We start from the raw sequence: 22,885 nt of genomic DNA, 5'->3' as shown, positions 1-22,885 counted from the left end.
GAGTACAGGGGCGGCCTAGAGGTCGACCTCCTGCATCAGCATCCCGACCTCCGTGTTGGACAGGCGGCGCAGCCAGCCCGACTTCTGGTCGCCGAGCGTGATCGGCCCGAAGGCGACGCGTACGAGCTTGTCGACCGGGAAGCCCGCCTCGGCGAGCATGCGCCGCACGATGTGCTTGCGGCCCTCGTGGAGAGTGACCTCTACGAGGTAGTTCTTGCCGGTCTGCTGGACGACGCGGAAGTGGTCCGCGCGCGCGTACCCGTCCTCCAGCTGGATGCCGTTCTTGAGCTGCTTGCCCAGGTCGCGCGGGATCGGGCCCACGATGTGCGCGAGGTAGGTCTTCTTGACGCCGTACCGGGGGTGGGTCAGCCGGTTGGCCAGCTCACCGTGGTTGGTGAGCAGGATGATGCCCTCGGTCTCGGTGTCGAGCCGCCCGACGTGGAAGAGCCGCGTCTCACGGTTGGTGACGTAGTCCCCGAGGCACTGGCGCCCCTCCGGGTCCTCCATCGTGGAGACGACACCGGCGGGCTTGTTCAGCGCGAAGAACTGGTACGCCTGTGTGGCGACCGTCAGCCCGTCGACCTTGATCTCGTCCTTCTCCGGGTCGACGCGCAGCCCCTGCTCGAGCACGATCTCGCCGTTGACCTCGACGCGGGCCTGCTCGATCAGCTCCTCGCAGGCGCGCCGCGAACCGTATCCCGCGCGCGCGAGCACCTTCTGCAGCCGCTCGCCCTCCTGCTCGGCGCCCGGGAAGGTCTTCGGGAGCTTGACGTCCTTCTTGCCCGCGTACCGGTCGCGGTTGCGCTCCTCGATCTGCGTCTCGTACTCGCGGGGACGCCCCGGAGCCGTACGACCGCGCCCACCCGGCTGTGCCTTCTTCGGAGCGCCCTTGGCGCCGCCTCGCGCGGAGCTGCCACGCCCGGACTTGGGGCCCTCCTTGCTGGCGTCGGGGCCCACGTCGTAGCGGCGCTCCTCGGGGCGGGGCTTGCGGGGGCGGCCCTGCCCCTGCTTCTGGTCCCTGTTGTTGCCGGCGCCGCGGGAGTTACCGCGCCCGCCGCTCTTGCCGCTGCTTCGCATCAAATTTCCGTCGTCGTGTCGTCATCGGGGTCCGGTGCATCCGGATCGAACGACGGTACGCCTTCCTGCGTCTCGGCCTCGATCGCCTCCGCCTCGGGAAGGAAGGGCGCGAGCTCCGGAAGCTCGTCCAGGCCGCGCAGGCCCATCCGCTCCAGGAAGTAGTTCGTCGTCCTGTACAGGATCGCACCTGTTTCGGGTTCCGCGCCCGCCTCCTCTATCAGCCCGCGCTGCAGGAGGGTGCGCATCACACCGTCGCAGTTCACTCCTCGCACGGCCGAGACCCGCGAACGGCTGACCGGCTGGCGGTAGGCCACGACCGCGAGCGTCTCCAGGGCGGCCTGCGTGAGCCGCGCCTGCTGGCCGTCCAGTACGAACCGTTCGACGGCCGCCGCGTACTCGGGCCGGGTGTAGAACCGCCAGCCGCCCGCGACAAGCCGCAGCTCAAAGCCCCGCCCCTGGACGGTGTACTCGTCGGCCAGCGCCCGCAACGCGTCCGCGATCTGCCGCCGGGGCCGCTCCAGGATCTTCGCGAGGTGCTCCTCCGTCGCGGGTTCGTCCACGACCATGAGTACGGCCTCCAAGGCGGGGCCGAGGTCGAGATCCGCGACGCTGCGCAGCCCTGCGGGGGCCTCGGTGGTGTTCTCGCTCACGCCTTCTCCTCCTTGACTTCGTCCTGGACCGGCTCCGGAGGCCTGTCGAACTCGTCCGTCACCTTGGGCTCCTCTTCGCTGTCCCCGCCCGTCCAGCGCACCAGCAGCTCCCCCAGCGCCTCCTCCTGGTCGAGCGCGACGGCCTTCTCGCGATACAGCTCCAGCAGGGCCAGGAACCGTGCCACGACCGTCAGCGTGTCGTCCGTGTCCTCCACGAGCGCCCGGAAGGTGGCCTCCCCCAGCTCTCTCAGCCGCGCCACGACAATCCCGGCCTGTTCCTGCACGCTCACCAGCGGGGCGTGGATGTGGTCGACGTACACCTGCGGCTTGGGCCTGGGCTGCATCGCCTTCACGGCAAGCTTCGCGAAGCCCTCCGCCCCGATGCTGATGACGACCTCGGGCAACAACTCGGCGTGATGCGGCTCCAGTCCGACGGTGCGGGGATACCGCCGGGCCTCCTCCTCGAGCCGTCCGCTGAAGATCTCGGCGATCTGTTTGTACGCGCGGTACTGCAACAGCCGCGCGAACAACAGATCCCGCGCCTCGAGCAGCGCCAGATCCGCCTCGTCCTCCACCTCGGCGGACGGCAGCAGCCGAGCGGCCTTGAGATCGAGCAGGGTGGCGGCGACAACAAGAAACTCGGTCGTCTCATCAAGATCCCAGTCCGGCCCCATCCCCCGGATGTGCGCCATGAACTCGTCGGTGACCTTGGAAAGCGCCACCTCGGTCACATCGAGCTTGTGCTTCGAGATCAACTGAAGCAGCAGATCAAAGGGCCCTTCAAAGTTCGCCAGCCGAACTTTGAAGGTGCCGTCATCGGGCTGGGAGGGAGCCTCGGGTACGACAACGGGCGGTACGGCGACATCCCCGCCGGCGTTGTGGGCAGTCGTTCCGCGGGGCGATGGGGGTCCCCCCGCTCGAGCGGAGCCGAAAATGGGGGAGGGTGGGCACAACGCCCCACGGTCCGCAGTCGAAGAACCGTCCTCAACCAGAGACTTGCTCTCCGCCGAAGGCGAAACGGCTTCCGCCGCAGGCGGGTCAACCTCCGCCGGAGGCGCATGCACCGGCGCCTCATCCGCCTCCAGAGGCCCGGACTCCCCAACCTCCGCCGGAGGCGATGGCGGAGCCCCCGGCCCCCGCCCCAGCGCACGCCGACGACCGGCGGAGCCGGATGCGGGGACGGAGCCGTCGTACGAGGTCATGGCCGTCGCAGGCTACCGCTTACCGCCCACGAAGCCGACGGACAAGAATGCTGGCGTCCCCTCGGGACTCAAGGTCCGCGAGCACAACGGCGACAGCCTCACGCACGATCCGCCCGCGATCCACCGCAAGCCCGTGCTCGCCGCGGAGCACCAGCCGGGCGTGCTCGAGGTCCATGAGTTCCTCGGCGGACACGTACACGGTGATCTTCTCGTCGTGCCGCTCCCGCCCACTGGGCCGCCGCGCGGCAGCCCGCCCGCGCTTGCGCGGCTGAGCGGCGGCAGAACCTTCCTGCGCGCCCGGCCGTCGCCCGGAGCGCTCGGCCCCGGCGGCGCGGGTGCGGGACTCCCCGGCATCGGCGGACTCGGAGTCCGCGGCCACATGCTCGGCCCCGTCACCGTCCCCGCCCTGCGCGGGCACGGCCTGCGGCGCATCCTCCGCGGTCCCGGAACCGGATCCCGAGCCGGAGGCAGCCGTATCGCCCTCGCCCGCGGGAGCCGGCACCCGGGCCTCACCGTTGGCCTGACCGTTGGCCTGGCGCCTGGGGCTGGACGACTGAAGCGCCATCCCCCCTGTCGTACGGAACAGTTCGTCGGCCCCCGGCAGACTCACTCGGCGTGACACCGGGCGAGCACCTCCCTGGCGAGCTGGCGATAGGCGGCGGCACCGACGGAGTTGGAGGCGTACGTGGTGATCGGTTCACCGGCGACCGTGGTCTCCGGGAAGCGGACCGTGCGCCCGATGACCGTGTGGTAGACGTGATCGTCGAAGGCCTCGACGACACGCGCGAGCACCTCGCGGCTGTGCACGGTGCGCGAGTCGTACATCGTGGCGAGGATGCCGTCGAGCTCCAGCTCGGGGTTGAGCCGCTCCTGGACCTTCTCGATGGTCTCGGTGAGCAGCGCGACACCTCGCAGTGCGAAGAACTCGCACTCAAGCGGCACGATCACCTTGTGGGCGGCCGTGAGGGCGTTCACGGTGAGCAGGCCGAGCGAGGGCTGGCAGTCGATCACGATGTAGTCGTAGTCGGCCATCAGCGGCTTCAGAGCGCGCTGCAGCGTGGACTCGCGCGCGACCTCGGACACCAGCTGAACCTCGGCGGCCGACAGATCGATATTGCTGGGAAGCAGGTCCATGTTCGGGACCGCGGTCTTCAGGAGGACCTCGTCGGCCGCCATGCCCCGCTCCATGAGCAGGTTGTAGACGGTGAGATCGAGTTCCATCGGATTGACACCGAGGCCCACCGACAGCGCGCCCTGCGGGTCGAAGTCGACCAGCAGGACCCGTCGTCCGTACTCCGCGAGCGCGGCCCCCAGGTTGATGGTCGACGTCGTCTTGCCGACGCCGCCCTTCTGGTTGCACATCGCGATGATCTTCGCGGGGCCGTGATCGGTCAGCGGGCCCGGGATCGGGAAGTACGGCAGTGGGCGCCCGGTCGGGCCGATGCGTTCACGACGCTGGCGTGCCGCGTCGGGCGCGAGCGTGGCCGCGTACTCCGGATCGGGCTCGTACTCGGCGTCGGGGTCGTAGAAGTGCCCCTCGGGCAGGTCGTCGTAGTCGGCGAAGTGGGTGCGGTTCTCGCCACTTCCGTTGCCGGCCATGGCGTTCACGTGATGGCCATCCATGCTCTGGTGGACTGTCTGAGTCCGGTGTGGACTCTGGTGGGCTGCGAAGGTGCGCACAGCTACGGAGCCGACAGCCTCGAGCCCCGTGGGCCTCGGGCCCTGCGCAGGCATTCCTGGTTGACCACCCCCGGGAGTAAATGTCGACTCATTCACAAGTCGTCTTACCTCCTTGGTGACCAGGAAACTTCTAGATAGGTCAGCGTGGCACCATGCCGACGGTTGGCGACTCTATGGCGTGTCACCGGTCCGCAGCAACACAATCCGCCGGACCCGGCCCGATGTGTCGGCAACGGAACACCCCTCTGTCAAGGGCGTAAGGGCGTCGCACGGCAGGTTTCGCGGGTGTGCGAAACGGTCGAAGGGTTACGTTCGAGACGAGTTGAGCGAGTCTCGCAAAGGGTCTCGACAACATACGGCCGGACCTGGTTCCCCAAGGTCCGGCCGGGTGCATGTCGTTGACGACTCGTGTTGACGTATCGCCTTTTGTCGGTGGAGAGATGGGCCGGCGGATCAGCCGAGCAAGGTCTCCAGCTCTCGGTACTCCAGTCCGTGCGCTTCGGCGACCTCACGGTAAATGACCTTGCCGTCATGGGTGTTGAGGCCCTTGGCGAGCGCGGCGTCACGGCGCAGCGCCTCGACCCAGCCGCGGTTCGCGAGTTCCACGATGTACGGGAGCGTGGCGTTGGTCAGCGCGTACGTGGAGGTGTTGGGCACGGCGCCGGGCATGTTGGCGACGCAGTAGAAGACCGAGTTGTGGACCGGGAAGGTCGGCTCGGCGTGGGTCGTCGGACGCGAGTCCTCGAAGCAACCGCCTTGATCAATCGCGATGTCGACAAGAACACTTCCCGGCTTCATCCGGGAGACGAGCTCGTTGGTGACCAGCTTCGGCGCCTTGGCCCCCGGGATGAGCACGGCGCCGATGACGAGGTCGGCCTCCAGGCACGCCTTCTCGAGTTCGAAGGCGTTGGAGACGACGGTCTGGATCTTCGTGCCGAAGATCTTGTCGGCTTCCTTGAGCTTGTTGATGTCCTTGTCGAGCAGGGTCACGTGGAAGCCCATGCCGATGGCGATCTGCGCGGCGTTCCAGCCCGAGACACCGCCGCCGATGACGACGGCCCGGCCGGCCAGCACGCCCGGGACCCCGCCGGGCAGCACACCGCGGCCGCCGTTCGCGGCCATCAGGTGGTAGGCACCGACCTGCGGGGCGAGCCGGCCCGCGACCTCGGACATCGGGGCGAGCAGCGGCAGCGCGCGACTGGGCAGCTCGACCGTTTCGTACGCGATGGCGGTGGTGCCGGACTCCAGGAGCGCGTCCGTGCACTCCTTGGACGCGGCCAGGTGCAGATAGGTGAAGAGGATCTGGTCCTTGCGGAGGCGGTGGTACTCCTCGGCGATCGGCTCCTTGACCTTCAGCAGCAGGTCGGCGGAGGCCCACACCTCGTCGGCGGTGCCGAGGATCCGCGCACCGGCGGCGACGAACTCGTCGTCCGTGATCGAGGAGCCGACACCGGCACCCTGCTCGATGACGACCTGGTGGCCGTGGCGCACCAGCTCATGCACTCCGGCAGGGGTGATGGCCACCCGGAACTCGTTGTTCTTGACCTCGCGGGGGATGCCGACCTTCACGTCGATCACGGTCCTTGGCTCAGTGGGTTGTGGGTAACGCCTGCCCGGACGATGCCAGACATACCCGGATGCACAGGAGCACACCGGGAGACACCACGTAGGAACGCGGTGGAGCCAGTCTAATGAAGGGATTCCCCGTGTCTAGCCTTTCAATGCTTCAATCTTCTGCGGATGTACTACGGATTTCGTAGGCGTTAGCGTCGTGTTCCCTCGCGGACAGGTCCTCCGGGAGCTCGTCTCCCAGCATGCGCTCGGCTGCACCACGGTGCAGCCGAGCAGCCACGGGGTCGCCGAGCCGGTCCAGGGTGTCGGCGAGCCGGAGCTGCAGAGCGGCCCGCAGTCGTACGTCCTCGGCGCGGCGCGCCCACTCGATCGCCTCCTGGCAGGTGCGCAGCGACTCCTCGGGCCGGCCGGAGTACTCCTGCACCCGTGCCAGTTCGCTCAACGCCCTGGCCACGCCTGCCGCATCACCGTTCCTGCGATGGCCGGTGACCGCCGACCGCCAGCTGCGCAGCGCCTCGTCGTAGCGGCCCGCGTAGGCGTGCACGGTGGCGATACGGCCGTGCAGCCGGGCCGCGTCCACGCGCTCGTCGCGCGCGAGCCGTTGCGCGAGCGCCCGCCCGTACCAGTCGGCGGCCCGGTCGAAGTCCCCCAGCTCCTGGTGGGCACCGCCTACGGATTCCATCGCGCGGCCGGTCGCATACGGGTCGTTCGCCTCCCGTCCGGCGTCGAGAGCGGCGCGATAGCGGGCGAGCGCCTCACTGGTGCGGCCGTTCCGGGCGTCCAGGTCCGCGAGGTTCAGCAGCGCGGCGGCCTTCTCGCGGGGCAGCTTCCGCCGCTCGGCGACATCGAGGACGAGCTGGTGGATGCCGTACAGCTCGGGAGCAACCGCCCGCGTACCGAAGTGCGCGACCATCGCCCGCACCAGCGCGGCCATCAGGCGGCGCGCTAGGGTGTCCAACTCCCCGTCGGCGACCGCGAGCCGGGCCGAGGCCAGCAGCGCGGGCTGCCGGATGCGAAGCCAGTCGGCTGCCGCGCGGGGGTTCTTGAAACGCAGGGCGCTGGGCATCCCGGCGAGCTTCTCGCGGGCGGGCGAGCTGTCGGTCTCGGTGATCGCGCGGCAGGAGGCCAGCAGCCGTACGGTCCGCTCCAGCATCCGGGCGCTGGCCAGCTGCAGCTCGGCCGGCCGGTCCTCGCTCTCGGTGCGCGAGCGCAGCAGCGGCAGCAGACAGCCGGGCACCTCGTACTGCGGCAGCGGTGACTCGACGCGCCGTACGAGGCCGAGACCGACGAAGTCGTCGAGGGCGGACTCGGCGGCGCCCACCGAGCAGCCGGCGAGCGCGGACGCGGTGTGCGGGTCGACGAGTCCCGCCGGGGCAAGCGAGAGCAGGCGCAGCATCTGTGCGCGGGCCGGGGAAAGTTCGGCGTACACGAGGTGGAAGACACGCTCGAGTGCCGTTCCCTCGTCACCCTCGGTGCGCAGCTGCTTGGCGAGGTCGGCGACGGCAGCCTTCGGCCGACGGGCCAGCCAGCCGCCCGCGAGCACCAGCGCGGCGGGCTGGGCGGCGCAGATCTCGACGAGTCCTTCGGCGGCGCGCGGGTCGACGGTGATGCGTACCGAGCCGGTGTAGCGGCCGAGGAGTTCGACGGCGGACTTGGTGTCCAGGCCGCCGAGGGTGCAGGGACGGACGTCGGAGATCCCGGTCAGGGGTCCGTCGGAAACGGCTACGACCAGGCATTCCGGGTTGTCGGGGAGGAGCGCGTCGACCTGTTCCGCGTCCGCCGCGTCGTCGAGCAGGAGCAGCACCCGGCGGGTGGCGAGGCCCTCGCGCAGCGCCTCGACGAGGTCGTCCTCCGGGGCTCCGGGCGGGGCGGTCAGCTCCAGGGCGGCGAGCAGGTCGCGGGCTGTGCGCTCGGTCGGTACCGGTGTGCCGTCGGGTTCGCTCAGGCAGGCTCGTAGCATGCCGTCCCGGTAACTCTCCGCGACCTGCCGTACGAGTTCTTCGGCGAGCGCGGTGCGGCCGAAGCCGGGCTTGCCCGCGATGAGCAGCACGCGCGCGCGTGGCGCTTTCCGGCCCGCCAGGGTGTCCAGGCCCGCACGCTCGATGTCAGCGCGGAGTTCCTTCAACTCTCTTGTGCGGCCGAGGAACTGACCCTCCGTGGAAGGGGGTCCCCCCGCTCGAGCGAAGTCGGGAGTGGGGGACCCGGCAGCCGGACGCTGCTCCTTGGCCGACACCTTCTTGCCCTGGGTGCCCACCGCCTGATCCGTCACGGGCCACACTCCCGTCCCACCGCACGCGCAAGCCCGCCGGGACTCCGGACGGGGCGTTTCCAGAGCCTAGTTCACGCTCTGCGACGATTCCGGCGGAGCACGGCGGGTACGTCCCCCGATCGGATCAGGCGATCGTCACACCGGCGACGGGACGGTATGCGTGGCGGCCTGCCGAGCAGGCGTGGGGGTTACACCTCGAAGGGCCGCGCGGGCCACGGTGCCTCGGCCGGGCGCAGCGCGTCGAGGCCTTCGCCGTTCTGGGCGGCGGCCAGGGAAAGGACGCCCACGACAAGGCAGTTGTTGTGCAGTTCACCGGCGAGCACGCCGCGGACGAGCTCCTCGACGGGGACCCGCGAGAGCTCCATGTCGGCTTCTTCGTCCTCGACCTCGAATCGCTGCCCCTCGGCCTCGGACAGATCCCGGGCGAGGAAGATCCGTACGGCCTCGTCGCAGCCACCCGGCGTCGTGTAGACGTCGGTGAGCACCCGCCAGTCCTCGGCCTTGACGTGGGCCTCTTCGTACAGCTCGCGCTGCGCGGCGTGCAGCGGGTTCTCGCCGGGGACGTCGAGCAGGCCGGCCGGGATCTCCCACAGCTTCTGGCGTACGGGGTGCCGGTACTGGCGGATGACCAGGACGCGGCCCTGGTCGTCGAGGGCGAGGACCGCCACCGAACCGGGGTGGACCTGGTAGTCGCGCCGGACGACCGTCCCGTCGGGCATGACCACGTCGTCCGTGCGCACGGAGGTCTTGTTCCCCGTGAACGGAGTCTCGGTCGCCCTGACCTCCCACTCCTCGGCGGTGTCCTTGATGGTCATGTCGACTTGTCCTCCCACGTACACAGAAAAACCGGGGCACGCGTCGCAAAGGACCCGCACCCCGGCAACCGTACAACCTCGTGTTACTTACCCGTCTTCCGCTCCACAGCGGCCTTCACCAGGCCCGCGAACAGCGGATGCGGACGCGTCGGGCGCGAGCGCAGCTCGGGGTGCGCCTGGGTCGCGACCAGGTAGGGGTGGACGTCACGCGGGTACTCCAGGTACTCCACGAGCTTGCCGTCCGGGGACGTGCCGGAGAACAGCAGACCGGCCTTCTTCTCCAGCTCGGCGCGGTAGGAGTTGTTCACCTCGTAGCGGTGACGGTGGCGCTCCTCGACGTACTCCTTGCCGCCGTAGACCTCGCGCACGACCGAGCCCTCGGCAAGCTTGGCCGGGTACATGCCCAGCCGCATCGTGCCGCCCATGTCGCCCTCGCCGGCGACGATGTCGAGCTGCTCGGCCATGGTGGAGATGACGGGGTGGCCGGTGGCGGCGTCGAACTCCGTGGAGTTGGCGTCCGCGATGTCGGCGAGATTGCGCGCGGCCTCGATCACGATGCACTGCAGGCCGAGGCACAGCCCGAGCAGCGGGATCTTGTTCTCGCGGGCGTACTGGATGGCGCCGACCTTGCCGGAAACGCCGCGGTCGCCGAAGCCGCCGGGGATACAGATCGCGTCGACGTCGGCGAGCTGCTGGGCGGCACCCGCCGGGGTCTTGCAATCGTCCGAAGTGACCCACTTGATCTTCACGCGCGCCTTGTTGGCGAAACCGCCCGCACGCAGCGCCTCGGTGACCGAAAGGTATGCGTCGGGCAGGTCGATGTACTTGCCGACGAGCGCGAGATTGATCTCGTGCTGCGGGTTGTGGACGCGGTCGAGCAGGTCGTCCCAGATCGTCCAGTCCACGTCGCGGAAGGCGAGGTCCAGCTTGCGGACGACGTAGGCGTCCAGGCCCTCGGTGTGCAGAACCTTCGGGATGTCGTAGATCGACTTGGCGTCGATGGCCGCGACCACGGCCGCCTCGTCGACGTCGCACATCAGCGAGATCTTGCGCTTGATCGCGGTCGGCACTTCCCGGTCGGCGCGCAGCACGATCGCATCTGGCTGAATACCGATGTTGCGCAGAGCCGCAACCGAATGCTGCGTCGGCTTCGTCTTCAACTCTCCCGACGGTCCGATGTAGGGAAGGAGCGAGATGTGGACGACGAACACATTGTCGCGGCCGACCTCGTGACGGACCTGACGGACGGTCTCCAGGAACGGCAGCGACTCGATGTCGCCGACCGTTCCGCCGACCTCCGTGATCACCACGTCCACGTCGTCCGTGGCCATGCGCCGGATTCGGTGCTTGATCTCGTTGGTGATGTGCGGGATGACCTGCACGGTGTCGCCGAGGTACTCGCCGCGCCGCTCCTTGGCGATCACCGTCGAGTACACCTGGCCGGTGGTGATGTTGGCGGAGCCGTCCAGGTCCACGTCCAGGAAACGCTCGTAGTGACCGATGTCCAGGTCCGTCTCGGCGCCGTCATTGGTGACGAACACCTCACCGTGCTGGAACGGGTTCATGGTGCCCGGGTCGACGTTCAGATACGGGTCGAGCTTCTGCATCGTGACCCGCAGCCCCCGCGCCTTGAGCAGTGCGCCCAGGCTGGACGCGGTCAGGCCCTTGCCGAGGGAGGAGGCGACACCCCCGGTGACGAAGATGTGCTTGGTCGTCGAGGATTTGGAGGGCATGGCCAAGACGGGGCTCCCGTGGTCGCGGTTCGGAGTGCGGGCCGGCTTCCTGACCCGGGCGTTTCGGGAGGTGCCGTCGCTGCGGTTCGGGGGACCCCTCGCGTCGGTTTCTGCTTCGGGGGCGCCCACCGGTCCACGGGCTACCAGGGTATCAGCGCCTGGACGAGGCCGCTTCCGGCCACGCTCCGCACACGGACCGACACGGGGCACAGTGGTGGTCACTCTTCCCACTCATCCGGCGCAATCGCTTTCCGGGGACGGGCGCACGGATCACGATCGTGCGTCGTATCCTGCTCGGACGATCGCTGCCGAGCCGGGCCGAACAACGGCACCACCCCGCCCGTATTCTCCGGACACAGAGCTCGTCAGTTCGTTTCGCAACGACAATCACTGCGACCATTGACGTCATGCGACGACGTTGTATTGACCCGTTCCCCTGACCGCAAAGAGCAACCGCCCCCTGGGGGGCGACGTGGCCGTTCGACTGGAGATGCACGTGGCCGGGCGCATCGAGGACTACGCACTTATCGGAGACATGCAGACCGCAGCGCTGGTCTGCCGGAACGGCACGGTGGACTGGCTGTGCCTACCCCGCTTCGACTCCCACGCCGTCTTCGCCGGACTGCTCGGCACCGAGGAGCACGGCTTCTGGCGGCTTGGCCCCGCGCACTCGGCGGACGCCGAGCCGCCCAGAGCGGCCCGCCGCACCTATCGCGGCGACTCCCTGGTCCTCGAATCCGAGTGGGATACGCCACGTGGAACGGTCCGTGTGACCGATTTCATGCCCCCGCGTGACGGCGCACCCCAGCTGGTGCGGATCGTCGAGGGTGTCTCGGGCCGGGTGCCGATGCGCTCGGCGCTGCGGATGCGTTTCTCGTACGGCCGTGTCGTGCCCTGGGTGCACAAGCACGAGGGGCGGACGGTGGCCGTCGCCGGGCCCGACTCCGTGTGGTTCGACACAACGGCCGAGACGTACGGCAAAGCGCTGACCACGTACGCGGACTTCACGGTGGCGCCGGGTGACCGGATCGCGTTCACCATCTCCTGGCAGCCCTCGCACAAGGAGCCGCCCGCCGAGCCCGAGCCGGAGCAGGCCCTGGAGGCCACCGAGGAGTTCTGGCGCGAGTGGGTCGAGCAGTGCACGTACCACGGGCCCTACCGCGAGGCCGTGGTCCGCTCGCTGATCACCCTGAAGGCGCTGACGTACGCGCCGACCGGCGGCATCGTCGCCGCGCCCACCACATCGCTGCCGGAGGAGATCGGCGGCGTCCGCAACTGGGACTACCGCTACACCTGGCTGCGTGACGCGGCGATCACCCTCTCCTCGCTGCTGCGCACGGGCTACCGCGAGGAGGCGCGCGCCTGGCGCGAGTGGCTGCTGCGCGCGGTCGCCGGCGACCCCGAGAACCTGCAGATCATGTACGGCATCGCGGGCGAGCGAGAGCTGGGCGAGGCGGAGCTCGACTGGCTGCCCGGCTACGAGGACTCGGCGCCCGTACGCGTCGGGAACGGCGCCGCGCACCAGCTCCAGCTGGACGTGTACGGCGAGGTGACCGAGGCCCTGCACCTGGCGCACATGACGGGTCTGGCCCGCAGCGACTACGCGGCCCTGCTGCAGCTCAAGCTGATCCGGTACCTGGAGGACCACTGGGACCAGCCGGACGAGGGCATCTGGGAGGTCCGCGGTCCACGCCGGCACTTCGTGCACTCGAAGGTGATGGCCTGGGTCGCGGTCGACCGCACCATCAAGCTCATCGAGTCCGGCGACGCGGACGGCCCGCTGGAGAAGTGGCGCGAACTGCGCGACGACATCCACCGCGATGTGTGTGAGAAGGGTTACGACAAGGAGCGCAACACCTTCACCCAGTCGTACGGCTCCAAGGAGCTGGACGCCTCGCTGCTGCTGATCCCGCAGATGGGCTTCCTGCCGCCGGACGACAAGCGGGTGATCGGCACGATCGAGGCCATCCAGCGGGAGCTGTCGACCACGGACGGCTTCATCCTGCGCTACCCCACCGCCGGTGAGGACGCGGGCGTGGACGGCCTGGAGGGTGACGAGGGCGCGTTCCTCGCCTGCTCGTTCTGGATGGCGGACGACCTGGCGATGATCGGCCGCGTGGATGAGGCCCGCAAGCTCTTCGAGAAGCTGCTCGCCCTGCGCAACGACCTCGGCCTGCTGGCCGAGGAGTGGGACCCGCGCCTCAAGCGCCAGGTAGGGAACTTCCCGCAGGCGTTCAGCCACGTGCCCCTGATCGACACGGCACTGCGGCTGACGGCTTCGGGCGCGTACGGCGGCTGATGAGCTGTGGGATCCCGTTCCCCGTGTCGGATTCCGCGCGGGGATGTCGTAGCCGTGTCGGATACGACAGGTGAGCGGGATTCATGCCTCTAACTCGAGTAGTTCCACTCTTCGTGTACCGGACCGTCCCGGTCGTCATCAACGCAGACGACCGGGGCATGCCCACGGCGTTCGGTGGCCGATCAGGCCACCGTGGAGAACGCGAGGTGGGGCCCGGTGTGCACGACGGATCTGGCTGCGTTGGTACAGGTGAGTGTCCGGCAGGCCGACGAGTGTGTGGTGGAGGACTTGGAGTGGGCGTCCGCGCCCCTCGATCTCCTGCGGCACGCACAGCCGTGGCGGACGTTCCGCTGGTACAAGGGTCAGCAGCACTACTCGGGGACGTACTGGGCGGCGACGGTACGCGACCACGTGATCTACGAGTCGCGGCTGGAGCTGGCGCGGCTGCTGTTCGCGGACTTCGCCCCGGACGTCCGGTACGTCGTCGCTCAGCCTTTCCTGCTCAAGGCCGTGGTCGAGGGCAGGCTGCGGCGGCACATCCCGGACTATCTGCTGCTGACCGATGACGGGCCGGTGGTCGTGGATGTCAAGCCGCGTCATCGGCTGGAACGTCCGAAGGTCGCGTTCACGTTCGCGTGGACTCGTGCGGCGGTCGCCTCCCGCGGATGGCGTTACGAGGTCTGGAGCGAGCCGGATCCTCATGAGCTGGAGAACGTCCGCTTCCTCGCCGGCTACCGCAGGCACTGGCTGTTCGATCCGGGCCTCTTGGACGGTCTGCGGGCCTGTGAGCTGGAGGGGCTCTCGCTGGGCGAGGCTTTCCGGCTGCTGCCCGACCGGCCCCGGCCGTTGGTGAAGTCGGCGGTGCTGCACCTGCTGTGGTCGGGGCACGTGACGACGGAGCTGGACCGGCCGCTCAGCCCGGGGCACGTGCTGAGGAGGGCCGCATGAGCGGGGCGGGAACGCGGCTGGGTGTCGGCACGCGCTTTCGGCTCGACGGCGAGACGGTCGAGGTCGTGGAGTTCGCGAGCCTGGCCACGGGCATGGAGGTCATCCTCAAGGACGCCCGTGACCGGCTGGTGCGGATGTCGGTACGGGAACTGCTGACCTCGGACCGGGCTGAGGTGATCCCTGAGGACCGGGGGCCGGCCGCCGACGACGAGGGGGACCTGGTCTCCGTGGTGCTGGCCCGGCTGACCAAGGAGGAACGCAAGGACGTTCTGGAACGAGCCGAGCATGTCCGGGAGACGCTGACGGGTTACCGCTCGGGTTCCGAGGAGTTGGCGAGGCCCGGTGAGCCGCGGCCTGAGTACGCTCCTGGCCTTTCGCTGGGGAAGCGGTACGCGGCCAAGGCGTCCGAGCTGGGTGTGACCGTGCGGTCGGTGGAGCGCTGGGCACGCGCGTTTGTCGAGAGCGGTGAGGCGGGGCTCGTCCCGAAGAGGGCTCAGGCGGAGGGCGGGCTGTCTCATGCCGATCAGCGCTGGGTGGAGACGGCTGAAGAGGTTCTGGGCGAGTACGAGGAGGAGTCCCGGCCCTCGATCAAGCTCGTGCTGGAGCGAGTCGAGGCAAGGCTGGAGGAGCGTTTCGGGCCCAAGGTGGTGCCGCTGCCGAAGCGGACGGCGGGCTATCGGTGGATGCACGAGCTTGACCGACGTCATCCGACATTCCGGCTGAGTACGAAGCGCAACCGCGAGATCGCGGATCGTCCCGCTGGCGTCTACGGGAAGCTGCGGCCCACCCGGCCGGGCGAGTACGTACTGATGGACACCACGCGGCTGGATGTCTTCGCTTTCGACCCGGTGACGCTGAAGTGGGTGCAGGCGGAGCTGACGGTCGCGATGGACTGGTACACCCGCTGCATCACCGGCATCCGGGTCACGCCGGTGTCGACGAAGGCCGTCGACGCGGCGGCCGTCCTGTTCCAGACCTACCGGCCCCGGCCCGCCCCGGAGAACTGGCCGAAGGAAGCGGCCTGGCCCGATCACGGGATCCCCCGCGGTGTCCTGGTGGAGGCTGAGGCGGTCCATGGCCCCGTCACGGGGGCCGTCGGCCCGGCACTGGCGGCGGAGACGGTCATCGTCGACCACGGCAAGATCTATCTCTCCGCCCATCTGACCAGCGTCTGCCGCCGACTGGGCATGTCGATCCAGCCGGCCCGACTACGGACGGGCCGGGACAAGGCGCCGGTCGAGAGATTTTTCAGGACCGTGCGGGAAGACCTGCTGCAGCTACTGCCCGGCTACAAGGGTCCCGACATCCATTCGCGCGGACTCAACCCCGAGAAGGACGCCTTCTTCTTCCTGCACGAGCTTGAGGCGATCATCCGCGAGTGGGTGGCCTGTGTGTATCACCGCAGGCCACACAGCGGTCTCGTCGACCCGCACCTGCCGAGTGTGGACCTGTCGCCGGCGGCGATGTTCGAGCACGGGCTCGCGCGGGCCGGCTACATCGAAGTGCCGCGTGATCCAGATCTGGCCTACGAGTTCCTGGACGTCACGATGCGGACCGTCCAGCACTACGGCGTCGAGATCAAAGGACGGCGCTACGACGGTCCGGGAGTCGACGGCCTGCGGGACATGGCCGGATCGGAGATCTCGCTGTCCCAGCGGCGGCTTGAGTTCTTCGCCGACCCCGATGACGTCGCCCGCGTCTACTTCCGCGACGCCGAGCGAAAGTGGCACACACTGCGCTGGGAACAGGCACCGAGTCTCCAGATGCCGCTGAGCGAGGAGGCTTTCCAGTTCGCCCGGCGCCTGGCCGCCAAGCAGTACACCTACCCCAACGACCGGCTCGCCGTCGCACTGCTGCTGGAGCGGTGGAATCTCGGACTCGGCAATTCCCTGGTCGAGCGGCGCATGGCCCTGAGGCTCTCTCGCGAACAGGCCGCCGTGGACCTGCCCAAGGACGAAGGCTGCGAGGTCGACGTCTTGCCGTCGGTCGCCCGCGTGCTGTCCCTTCCCGAACAGCCCTCGGCGCCGGCCATCGAGTCCTGCAACGATGAGCAGGGGGATGACGATGCGGACGGTCTGGAAGAGCTGGACGAAGAACTCGACTTCTACGCCACGGCTTTGAAGGACGTTGATGACGATGAGTAAGACGCCGCGCGCCTTGACCGAGGAAGCCGATCTGCGCACCCGGCTGGACCACCTCACACTGTCCCGCAAGGAAGGCTTCGACCGGTTCGCCAATGCTCCACGACGAGTACGTCCGGAGCTGCTGTCCCGTCGGCAGTTGAAGAAGCTGGGTGATGAGGCGCTGACCGAGTACAACCGCGCCCGCCGCAAGTGGCACGCGAACCTCGGTCCGCTCGACACCCCTCAGATGCAGGCCCTGCACGAAGACCTGTGGGACATCTTCGACAGCAACGACCAGGACGGCGACAAGGTCAAGGGCGGGATCGCCCTCGACGCCTTCCCCGGTCTGGGCAAGACCACCGCCGTGCTCGCCTTCGCCCGCAAGCTCCACCGCCGCATCATCAAGGAAGAAGGCAAGTACACCGACGACGGCCACGAGCGCTGGCCGGTCTGCCGCGTCGGCCTGACCAGCAACACCGGAATGCGCGATTTCAACAGGGCCATTCTGGAGTACTTCAGTCACCCCGGCCGTCACCGCGGCACGACGGCCGAATTCGGCTACCGCGCACTCGATTCCGTTCTGTCCGCAGAAACAAAGCTGCTGATCGTGGACGACCTACACTTCCTGAAATGGCGAAACAAGAGCGGTATCGAGGTCAGCAACCACTTCAAATACATCGCCAACGAATTCCCGGTGACCCTGCTGATGGTCGGCGTCGGCCTGGAAAACCGGGGCCTGTTCAGCGAGGGAGCAAGCTACGAGGACGCGGTCCTCGCCCAGACCGGACGCCGCACGACACGGCTGGGCATGGAACCGTTCGACATCAAGACCGAAAAGGGACGCCGCGGCTGGCGCGACACCCTCCTCGCGATCGAGGAACGCGTCGTCCTCTCGGACGGGCACCCCGGCATGATCGCGGATGACCTGTCCGACTATCTCTTCGCCCGCAGCACCGGACACATCGGCTCGCTCATGACGTTGGTCAACCGCGGCTGTCAGAGAGCCGTACGCACCGGCATCGAGCGCCTGGACACACAGCTGCTGGACCGGGTGAAGAACGATGCCGCGTCCGAACGAGCCCGCCGGGAATGGCAGGACGCGCTCGAGGCAGGAAGGCTCGTCAGCCGGCCCGGGCAGCAGCGGAAGAAGGCGTCGTGAGTGAACCCCGGACTCTGGCGATCCGCGTCCTGCCCCAGCCCGGCGAGAGCCTGGACAGCTGGATGGAGGCACTCGCCCGTCGCTCCTGGACATCGCTGTCCGCGCTGCTGGACGCGCTCGGGCTGCCGACGCAGGAACGCACTCACCACCTCTTGACCGGGCTGCCTCCGGAAATGTTCCAACGGTTGAAGAAGCAGCTGAACCTGCGTGCTGGAGTGCTTGAGCAGTCCGTCATCCCCGCCGCCCTCTTCGGGCGCCGGGCCCCTCACTGGCGCTTCTGTCCCCAGTGCCTGAGCGAAGGGCAAGGACGCTTCCCGATCCGCTGGTGGCTGCCCTGGACCTTCGCCTGCACCAAGCACCAAGCACTTCTCCACAGACGCTGCCCCAGCTGTCACACCGAGCCGCGTGTGTTCCTGCCCAGGTCCGTTCACCTGCACCCGCCCGGGCACTGCATGCGCCGCACGGGCCGCAGGACGGTCTGCGGAGCAGATCTCGGTGAACTTCCTGCCCTCGCACTCCCCCACGGGCACCCCCTGCTGCAGGCCCAGGAGCTGCTCAGCGCTCTGCCCGTCCATCAGCGGATGGCTGCCGACCGAACCTTCACAAAGGTCGACAAGTGCCTTTCGCCGCTCATGGAGTCGATGTCCGCTTCCGACCTGCTCCCCCTGAACGAAGCCGCTCGAGATGCCTGGCAGAACGTGCTCGCCGACGTCACCGACCTCAATTCCGGGATCGGGATCTGGCGGGTGCAGGAGCGGCGACGCACCATTCTGACCCCCGACTTCTTTCAGCGCGAGCACACAGAAGGCGGAACACCTTTCCGCGTGATCGCCGAGATCCATGGACTTCCACGGCAACTCGTTATCCAGCACGCAAAGGGTCTCGGCCTCCCAGTTCACCCCGGAACTCGTCCCCGCATCATCGACGACGAGGAATGGCTCCGTGAGCAATACCTTGACCGCACCCGCAGCATCGAAGACATCGCCCAGGAGCTCGGCACCAGCCACACCGTCGTCATTCGACACCTCGAAGATCTTGGTGTTCCCCGGCGCCCGTTCGGCCCTCGCAGCATGACAGCGTTCATCACGAAGCTGGATGAATCGGTGCCGCGCGACATTCGGGCGGCGGTGGAGGGGACCCTGCACGGCTGGCTCCGTCTCCGGCGGTTCCAGATCAGTATGGCCTTCCCCAACCTCACAGCTGCCGCCCGGCATCTCGACCTCATGCTGAGCGTGCTGGCCAGCCAGTTCCTTCAGCTCGAGCAGGACATCGGCACCCGGCTGTTCCACCGGTCCGTCCGCCACGCGCCCCAGCGGCCCACCGCACGCGGCGCGACGCTCCTTCATGACCTCGAAGACAGCCAGGTCCAGTCGCTCATGCAAAACGCACTCGGACCTCGCCTTGATCCACTACCAGCCGCCGACGCCGTCGATTTCGCAACCGTTGCCGTCGACGGCGAGCGCGCCGCCCTCACGGTTCTGCACACGCACGCACCGCCCCCTCAACGCCTGAACATCCCCTCACCTCTGCACCCTCTCCTCAGCCACCTGCTGCACCACAGCGACGAGGAAACCTCCGTATCCCAGATCCACACCGCCACCGGCATGCCGTTCAACACCGTCTACAAGCAGATCAAGCGCCTGGAAGCAGCCGGCTGGGTCACGAGCCGCCTCGAAACCCATGCTGAGCGGCCAGCCGCCGCACGCCGACGCACCTTCTACTCGCTCACCCCCGCAGCGCATCAAGCCGCTGCCACGACTACCCGAGGACCCGCGGCGCTGAGGAAAACGACAGACTCACCGGACGAAACCACCGACAGAACAGCAGAACTGCTCCATGAAACACCAGGTCAGGAGAACTATTGATCAGAAACTCATGGGGTTCTTGTCCAGGACGTAGCGGACGTGTGGGCCGCCGAAGTAGCCGCGTCCGGCGGTGATCAAGTCGGTACTGGTCGGCAACGAAGAGTCCTTCGGCCTGTGATCTACGAGGTCTGTATCCGGGCAGGTCGGCGCCGGGGGCAGAAGGTCACTCCCGTGTGCCTGCCAGCTCCACCGCCCTACGGCGCAGGGAGAGGCTGGCCGGAGCGACCGCCGAGATCACCGCGAGCACCGCGCAGGCACCCAGGGCCGCCGCGAGCGTCGCCCATGGGATCTCGATGGACGTCCACACCGAGAGCAGGCCCAGCGCGCTCCACATGCCCACCAGGTTGAGCCCGGCGACCAGCGCTCCCAGCAGTCCGCCGACCATGACCACCATCAGCGCCTCGGCGCCCACCAGCCGCAGCACCTGCCACCTGGTGGCGCCGGCCAGCCGCAGCACAGCCAGCTCGCGGACCCGGTCGGAGGTCGCCATGACCATCGTGTTGGCCAGCGAGATGCCGGTGTAGAGGAGAGCGATCCCGAGGACCAGGACGAACCCTATCCGGGTCGTCCGGTTGGTCTCGGGATACGTCGCCCGCACCCAGGCGTCCCTGGTGAGGACCTCCCCGCCCGACGCGCGCACCGCCTGACGCAGACCGGCGGCCACGGTGCCCGCGTCGGCACCGTCCGCGAGGCGTACGTCGACCCGGTCGACGGGTGCCGCGAGGGCGTTGCGCGGGGTGACGTAGACGCCGCTGTTGCCGGTGCCGATGGTCATGACCGCGGCGATCTTCAGGGACTTCCTCGTGCCGTCGCCGAGCCACACGTCCACCCGCTCGCCCACGGTGTGCTTCTCCCACTCCTCGTTGACGATGATCGAGTCGTCGTCCAGGTCGCTCACCTTCCCCGCGGCGAGCGGGAGACGGGCCGTTGTGGCGAGCGGTTCCGGCTCGACGGCCCTGGCATCGGACCTGATGAGCGCCACGCCGTCCTCCAGGACGTACACGGCGCTCGACGAACTCGCCGAGACCTCGGCACCGGACACGGCCCGAAGCCGCTGCAGCGTCGCCTCGTCGAAGCCGGCATTGCCCGCCGGAGTGACCACGAAGTCGGCGGCCGTCTGCTCGCGCACCTCGGTGGCCTTCGCCTCGTTGAGGGTGGCGGTGGCGCCGAGCAGCGAGCCCGCCAGCGCCACCGTGACCAGCACGGGCGCCGCGACGGCGGCGGTGCGGCGCACCCCGGCGGCGGCGTTCTCCCGCACCAGCATCCCGCCAGCGCCCGGCAGTTGGGCCGGCAGCCAGGCGATCAGCCGGGCCAGTGGCCGCACCAGCACCGGCGCGAGCAGCGCGACCGCGGTGATCAGCAGCATCGGCCGACTCACATAGGTCTTGCGCTGCAGCAGCTCGCTCGGGTTCGTCACCAGGGCCAGGGCCAGCGTCACCGCGGCGGTGATCAGCAGGGCCGCGCCGAACAGCCAGCGGCCCCAGGTCATCGGCCGGGTGTCGGCGGACGCCTCGCGCAGTGCCTCGGTGGGACCGGTGCGCCCGGCCCGCCAGGACGCGGCCAGCACCCCGCACAGGGCCACGAACAGGCCCGTCCAGAACGCCATGTGGTAGGGCCAGGTGTAGTCCCCGATGGTGAACCAGCGGGGCGCAAGGCTCTCGTCGACCGCCCACTCGGCGAGCTTCGGAGCCCCGTAGGAACCGAGCACACAGCCGGCGGCCGAGGCGAGCACACCGACCGCGAGTGCCTCGGAGACGACCATGCGGCGGATCTGGCCCGGGGTCGCCCCGGCGGTGCGCAGCAGCCCGAACTCGCGGCGCCGCTGGGCCACCGCGAACGCGAAGGTCGAGGCCACCACGAACACCGACACGAACCCGGTGACGCCGCCGGCCGTGCCGAACATGGCGTTCATCGCGGTGAGGGCCTCGCTGTCCCGGTCGGGGTCGGCGTCGGCGTACCGGCGCGCGTTGCCGGTGAGGACCTGGACGCCTTCGCTGCCGCGCACCGTCTCGCGCACGGCCGCCGCATCGGCGTCGACCACGAGCTGGAGGCTGCGCGGCGACAGTTCGGCGGCACGGGTGTCGGTGTAGAACACGGCGTTCTCGAAGCCGAGCCCGGCCACGGTGCCGACGACGCGCACCGTGCCGCCGTCGGTCCGCACCCGGGTGCCCGGACGGGCCCAGTCACCGCTGACGACGACCTCGTCCGCGGCCTCGGGCGCGCGTCCCGCGTCTAGGTCGTACGGCGCGAAGGCCGCCGTAGACCAGGGGTGGCCCACCAGATCGGCGGGGCCGCCCTTGGCCCGCACGGCGAACGACCGGTCCTCGACCATGGTCCCGAGATCCCGCAGCTTCGCGACCGCGTCGTCGGGCACGGCACGCGGCTGCGCGAGTTTCTGGGTGCGGTCGCCGACCGAGGTGGGCACCTCGAGGGTGTCCTGGCCCTTGACGACGACCGGGGCGGCGGCGAACCGCTCCGGCCCCCGGGCGGGTGCGTCCAGCGAGGACGCCAGAGCCAGCCCCATGATGGCGATCAGCGCCACACCCAGGGAGAGGGCGACGAAACTGCCGACAAAGGTGACCCAGCGGGTGCGCAGGGTGCGCAGCGTGGTGCTCAGCACGGCGCCGCCTCGAGCTTGGTCATGCGCGCCGCGATGTCCTCGGCGGAGGCGCCGATCAGCTCGCCGTTGACACGGCCGTCGACGAGGAAGACGACGCGGTCGGCGTAGGAGGCGGCGACGGGGTCGTGCGTGACCATGATGATTGTCTGGCCGTCCCGGTCGACCATGCCGCGCAGCAGGGTCAGCACCTCGCGGCCGGTCTGCGAGTCGAGCGCGCCGGTCGGCTCGTCGCCGAACAGCACTTCGGGACGGGTGATCAGGGCGCGGGCCAGGGCAACCCGCTGCTGCTGGCCGCCGGACATCTCCGTCGGCCGGTGCCGCGCCCGGTCGCCGAGTCCGACCTGTTCGAGCACCTCGCGCACCTGGGCCTTCTTCGGGCGGCGGCCGGCCAGCCGCAGGGGCAGGGCCACGTTCTGTTCGGCGGTCAGCGAGGGCAGCAGGTTGAACGCCTGGAACACAAAGCCGATGCGCTCGCGGCGCAGCAGGGTCAGCTTGGTCTCGCTCAGGCTGGTCAGCTCCGTGTCGCTCACGGTGACCGAGCCCGACGTGGGCCGGTCCAGGCCCGCGGCGCACTGCAGCAGGGTCGACTTGCCGGACCCGGACGGGCCCATCACGGCGGTGAACGTCCCCCTCGGGAAGGCGAGCGATACCTCGTCGAGGGCGGTGACGGACGTACCGCCCGAGCCGTACCGCCGGGTTACGGAGCGCAATCGGATTGCGTCGTTACTCATATGTTCCCCCACCAGCACCTGCTCCTTGGCTCGTTGGTTCCTCCACGAAACCGCGGAAGTCCCGCGTGACGCAGTACGGCCCGAAGGAGACTTGGGGTAGTGCCAGGCCTACCCCCGATACGGACCCTGGACTGATGGCACC

The 22,885-nt window shown here is 69.0% G+C and carries 16 protein-coding genes; 5 read left to right on the top strand and 11 right to left on the bottom strand.

The window, feature by feature from the left end; genetic code table 11:
* Nucleotides 1-15: 15 nt before the first annotated feature.
* The 9 genes from ABD357_RS04945 to pyrG form a co-directional block, all read right to left on the bottom strand.
* Entirely contained in the window at nt 16-1,077 is a 1,062-nt protein-coding gene (locus ABD357_RS04945) for a pseudouridine synthase (RefSeq protein WP_344387714.1), read from the bottom strand.
* Entirely contained in the window at nt 1,077-1,727 is a 651-nt protein-coding gene (gene scpB / locus ABD357_RS04940) for an SMC-Scp complex subunit ScpB (protein ID WP_344387713.1), read from the bottom strand. The genes ABD357_RS04945 and scpB overlap by 1 nt, the downstream gene beginning before the upstream one ends.
* A complete protein-coding gene (locus ABD357_RS04935; protein ID WP_344387712.1) occupies nt 1,724-2,929 on the bottom strand; it encodes a segregation and condensation protein A in 1,206 nt (401 codons plus the stop codon). Before ABD357_RS04935 ends, scpB begins: the two co-directional genes overlap by 4 nt.
* A 19-nt stretch (nt 2,930-2,948) precedes the next feature.
* The gene (locus tag ABD357_RS04930; protein ID WP_344387711.1) at nt 2,949-3,551 is read right to left on the bottom strand and encodes a hypothetical protein; all 603 of its coding nucleotides are present in this window, start codon (nt 3,549-3,551) and stop codon (nt 2,949-2,951) included.
* Nucleotides 3,536-4,663: a ParA family protein gene (locus ABD357_RS04925; protein WP_344387709.1), complete on the bottom strand. Its 1,128-nt coding sequence runs from the start codon at nt 4,661-4,663 to the stop codon at nt 3,536-3,538. Before ABD357_RS04925 ends, ABD357_RS04930 begins: the two co-directional genes overlap by 16 nt.
* 399 nt (nt 4,664-5,062) lie before the next feature.
* Nucleotides 5,063-6,187, bottom strand: a complete 1,125-nt coding sequence (gene ald, locus ABD357_RS04920) for an alanine dehydrogenase (protein WP_344387708.1) — start codon at nt 6,185-6,187, stop codon at nt 5,063-5,065.
* A 148-nt stretch (nt 6,188-6,335) separates the two neighbouring features.
* Nucleotides 6,336-8,450 (bottom strand): tetratricopeptide repeat protein, encoded by a 2,115-nt coding sequence (locus ABD357_RS04915; protein ID WP_344387707.1) that lies wholly within the window; start codon nt 8,448-8,450, stop codon nt 6,336-6,338.
* Between the two features lie 188 nt (nt 8,451-8,638).
* The gene (locus tag ABD357_RS04910) at nt 8,639-9,265 is read right to left on the bottom strand and encodes an NUDIX domain-containing protein (protein WP_344387706.1); all 627 of its coding nucleotides are present in this window, start codon (nt 9,263-9,265) and stop codon (nt 8,639-8,641) included.
* Nucleotides 9,266-9,348: 83 nt separating this feature from the next.
* Nucleotides 9,349-10,998 (bottom strand): CTP synthase, encoded by a 1,650-nt coding sequence (gene pyrG, locus ABD357_RS04905; protein ID WP_344387705.1) that lies wholly within the window; start codon nt 10,996-10,998, stop codon nt 9,349-9,351.
* A gap of 490 nt (nt 10,999-11,488) precedes the next feature.
* On the opposite strand from pyrG, the gene ABD357_RS04900 reads away from it, so the two are divergent.
* The 5 genes from ABD357_RS04900 to ABD357_RS04880 all read left to right on the top strand — a co-directional run bounded on the left by ABD357_RS04900 (nt 11,489) and on the right by ABD357_RS04880 (nt 19,392).
* On the top strand, nt 11,489-13,297 hold the full coding sequence (locus ABD357_RS04900) for a glycoside hydrolase family 15 protein (protein ID WP_344387836.1): 1,809 nt from the start codon (nt 11,489-11,491) through the stop codon (nt 13,295-13,297).
* A gap of 249 nt (nt 13,298-13,546) precedes the next feature.
* Nucleotides 13,547-14,245, top strand: coding sequence for a TnsA-like heteromeric transposase endonuclease subunit (locus ABD357_RS04895; RefSeq protein ID WP_344387704.1), 699 nt, complete (start codon nt 13,547-13,549; stop codon nt 14,243-14,245).
* A complete protein-coding gene (locus ABD357_RS04890; protein ID WP_344387703.1) occupies nt 14,242-16,389 on the top strand; it encodes a transposase in 2,148 nt (715 codons plus the stop codon). Before ABD357_RS04895 ends, ABD357_RS04890 begins: the two co-directional genes overlap by 4 nt.
* Complete coding sequence (locus ABD357_RS04885; RefSeq protein ID WP_344387702.1) at nt 16,382-17,527, top strand: AAA family ATPase; 1,146 nt, start codon at nt 16,382-16,384, stop codon at nt 17,525-17,527. The genes ABD357_RS04890 and ABD357_RS04885 overlap by 8 nt, the downstream gene beginning before the upstream one ends.
* Nucleotides 17,458-19,392, top strand: coding sequence for a TniQ family protein (locus tag ABD357_RS04880; RefSeq protein ID WP_344387701.1), 1,935 nt, complete (start codon nt 17,458-17,460; stop codon nt 19,390-19,392). Before ABD357_RS04885 ends, ABD357_RS04880 begins: the two co-directional genes overlap by 70 nt.
* A 163-nt stretch (nt 19,393-19,555) precedes the next feature.
* Here ABD357_RS04880 and ABD357_RS04875 read toward each other — a convergent pair whose 3' ends face one another.
* Complete coding sequence (locus ABD357_RS04875; RefSeq protein ID WP_344387700.1) at nt 19,556-22,012, bottom strand: ABC transporter permease; 2,457 nt, start codon at nt 22,010-22,012, stop codon at nt 19,556-19,558.
* A complete protein-coding gene (locus ABD357_RS04870) occupies nt 22,006-22,743 on the bottom strand; it encodes an ABC transporter ATP-binding protein (RefSeq protein ID WP_344387699.1) in 738 nt (245 codons plus the stop codon). Before ABD357_RS04870 ends, ABD357_RS04875 begins: the two co-directional genes overlap by 7 nt.
* Nucleotides 22,744-22,885: the final 142 nt, after the last annotated feature.

Source organism: Streptomyces vastus, assembly GCF_039532825.1.
GTDB classification, from domain to species: domain Bacteria; phylum Actinomycetota; class Actinomycetes; order Streptomycetales; family Streptomycetaceae; genus Streptomyces; species Streptomyces vastus.
Note: the sequence above shows the minus strand (reverse complement) of the source record. Positions and strands in the feature narration are given on the sequence as shown.

What these genes read in the sequence shown, in the direction of transcription:
- ABD357_RS04945 (WP_344387714.1), bottom strand. Translation starts at nt 1,077, where the DNA reads ATGCGAAGCAGCGGCAAGAGCGGCGGGCGCGGTAACTCCCGCGGCGCC.
- ABD357_RS04935 (WP_344387712.1), bottom strand. Translation starts at nt 2,929, where the DNA reads ATGACCTCGTACGACGGCTCCGTCCCCGCATCCGGCTCCGCCGGTCGT.
- ABD357_RS04925 (WP_344387709.1), bottom strand. Translation starts at nt 4,663, where the DNA reads ATGCCTGCGCAGGGCCCGAGGCCCACGGGGCTCGAGGCTGTCGGCTCC.
- ABD357_RS04910 (WP_344387706.1), bottom strand. Translation starts at nt 9,265, where the DNA reads ATGACCATCAAGGACACCGCCGAGGAGTGGGAGGTCAGGGCGACCGAG.
- pyrG (WP_344387705.1), bottom strand. Translation starts at nt 10,998, where the DNA reads ATGCCCTCCAAATCCTCGACGACCAAGCACATCTTCGTCACCGGGGGT.
- ABD357_RS04900 (WP_344387836.1), top strand. Translation starts at nt 11,489, where the DNA reads ATGCACGTGGCCGGGCGCATCGAGGACTACGCACTTATCGGAGACATG.
- ABD357_RS04890 (WP_344387703.1), top strand. Translation starts at nt 14,242, where the DNA reads ATGAGCGGGGCGGGAACGCGGCTGGGTGTCGGCACGCGCTTTCGGCTC.
- ABD357_RS04885 (WP_344387702.1), top strand. Translation starts at nt 16,382, where the DNA reads ATGAGTAAGACGCCGCGCGCCTTGACCGAGGAAGCCGATCTGCGCACC.
- ABD357_RS04880 (WP_344387701.1), top strand. Translation starts at nt 17,458, where the DNA reads ATGGCAGGACGCGCTCGAGGCAGGAAGGCTCGTCAGCCGGCCCGGGCA.
- ABD357_RS04870 (WP_344387699.1), bottom strand. Translation starts at nt 22,743, where the DNA reads ATGAGTAACGACGCAATCCGATTGCGCTCCGTAACCCGGCGGTACGGC.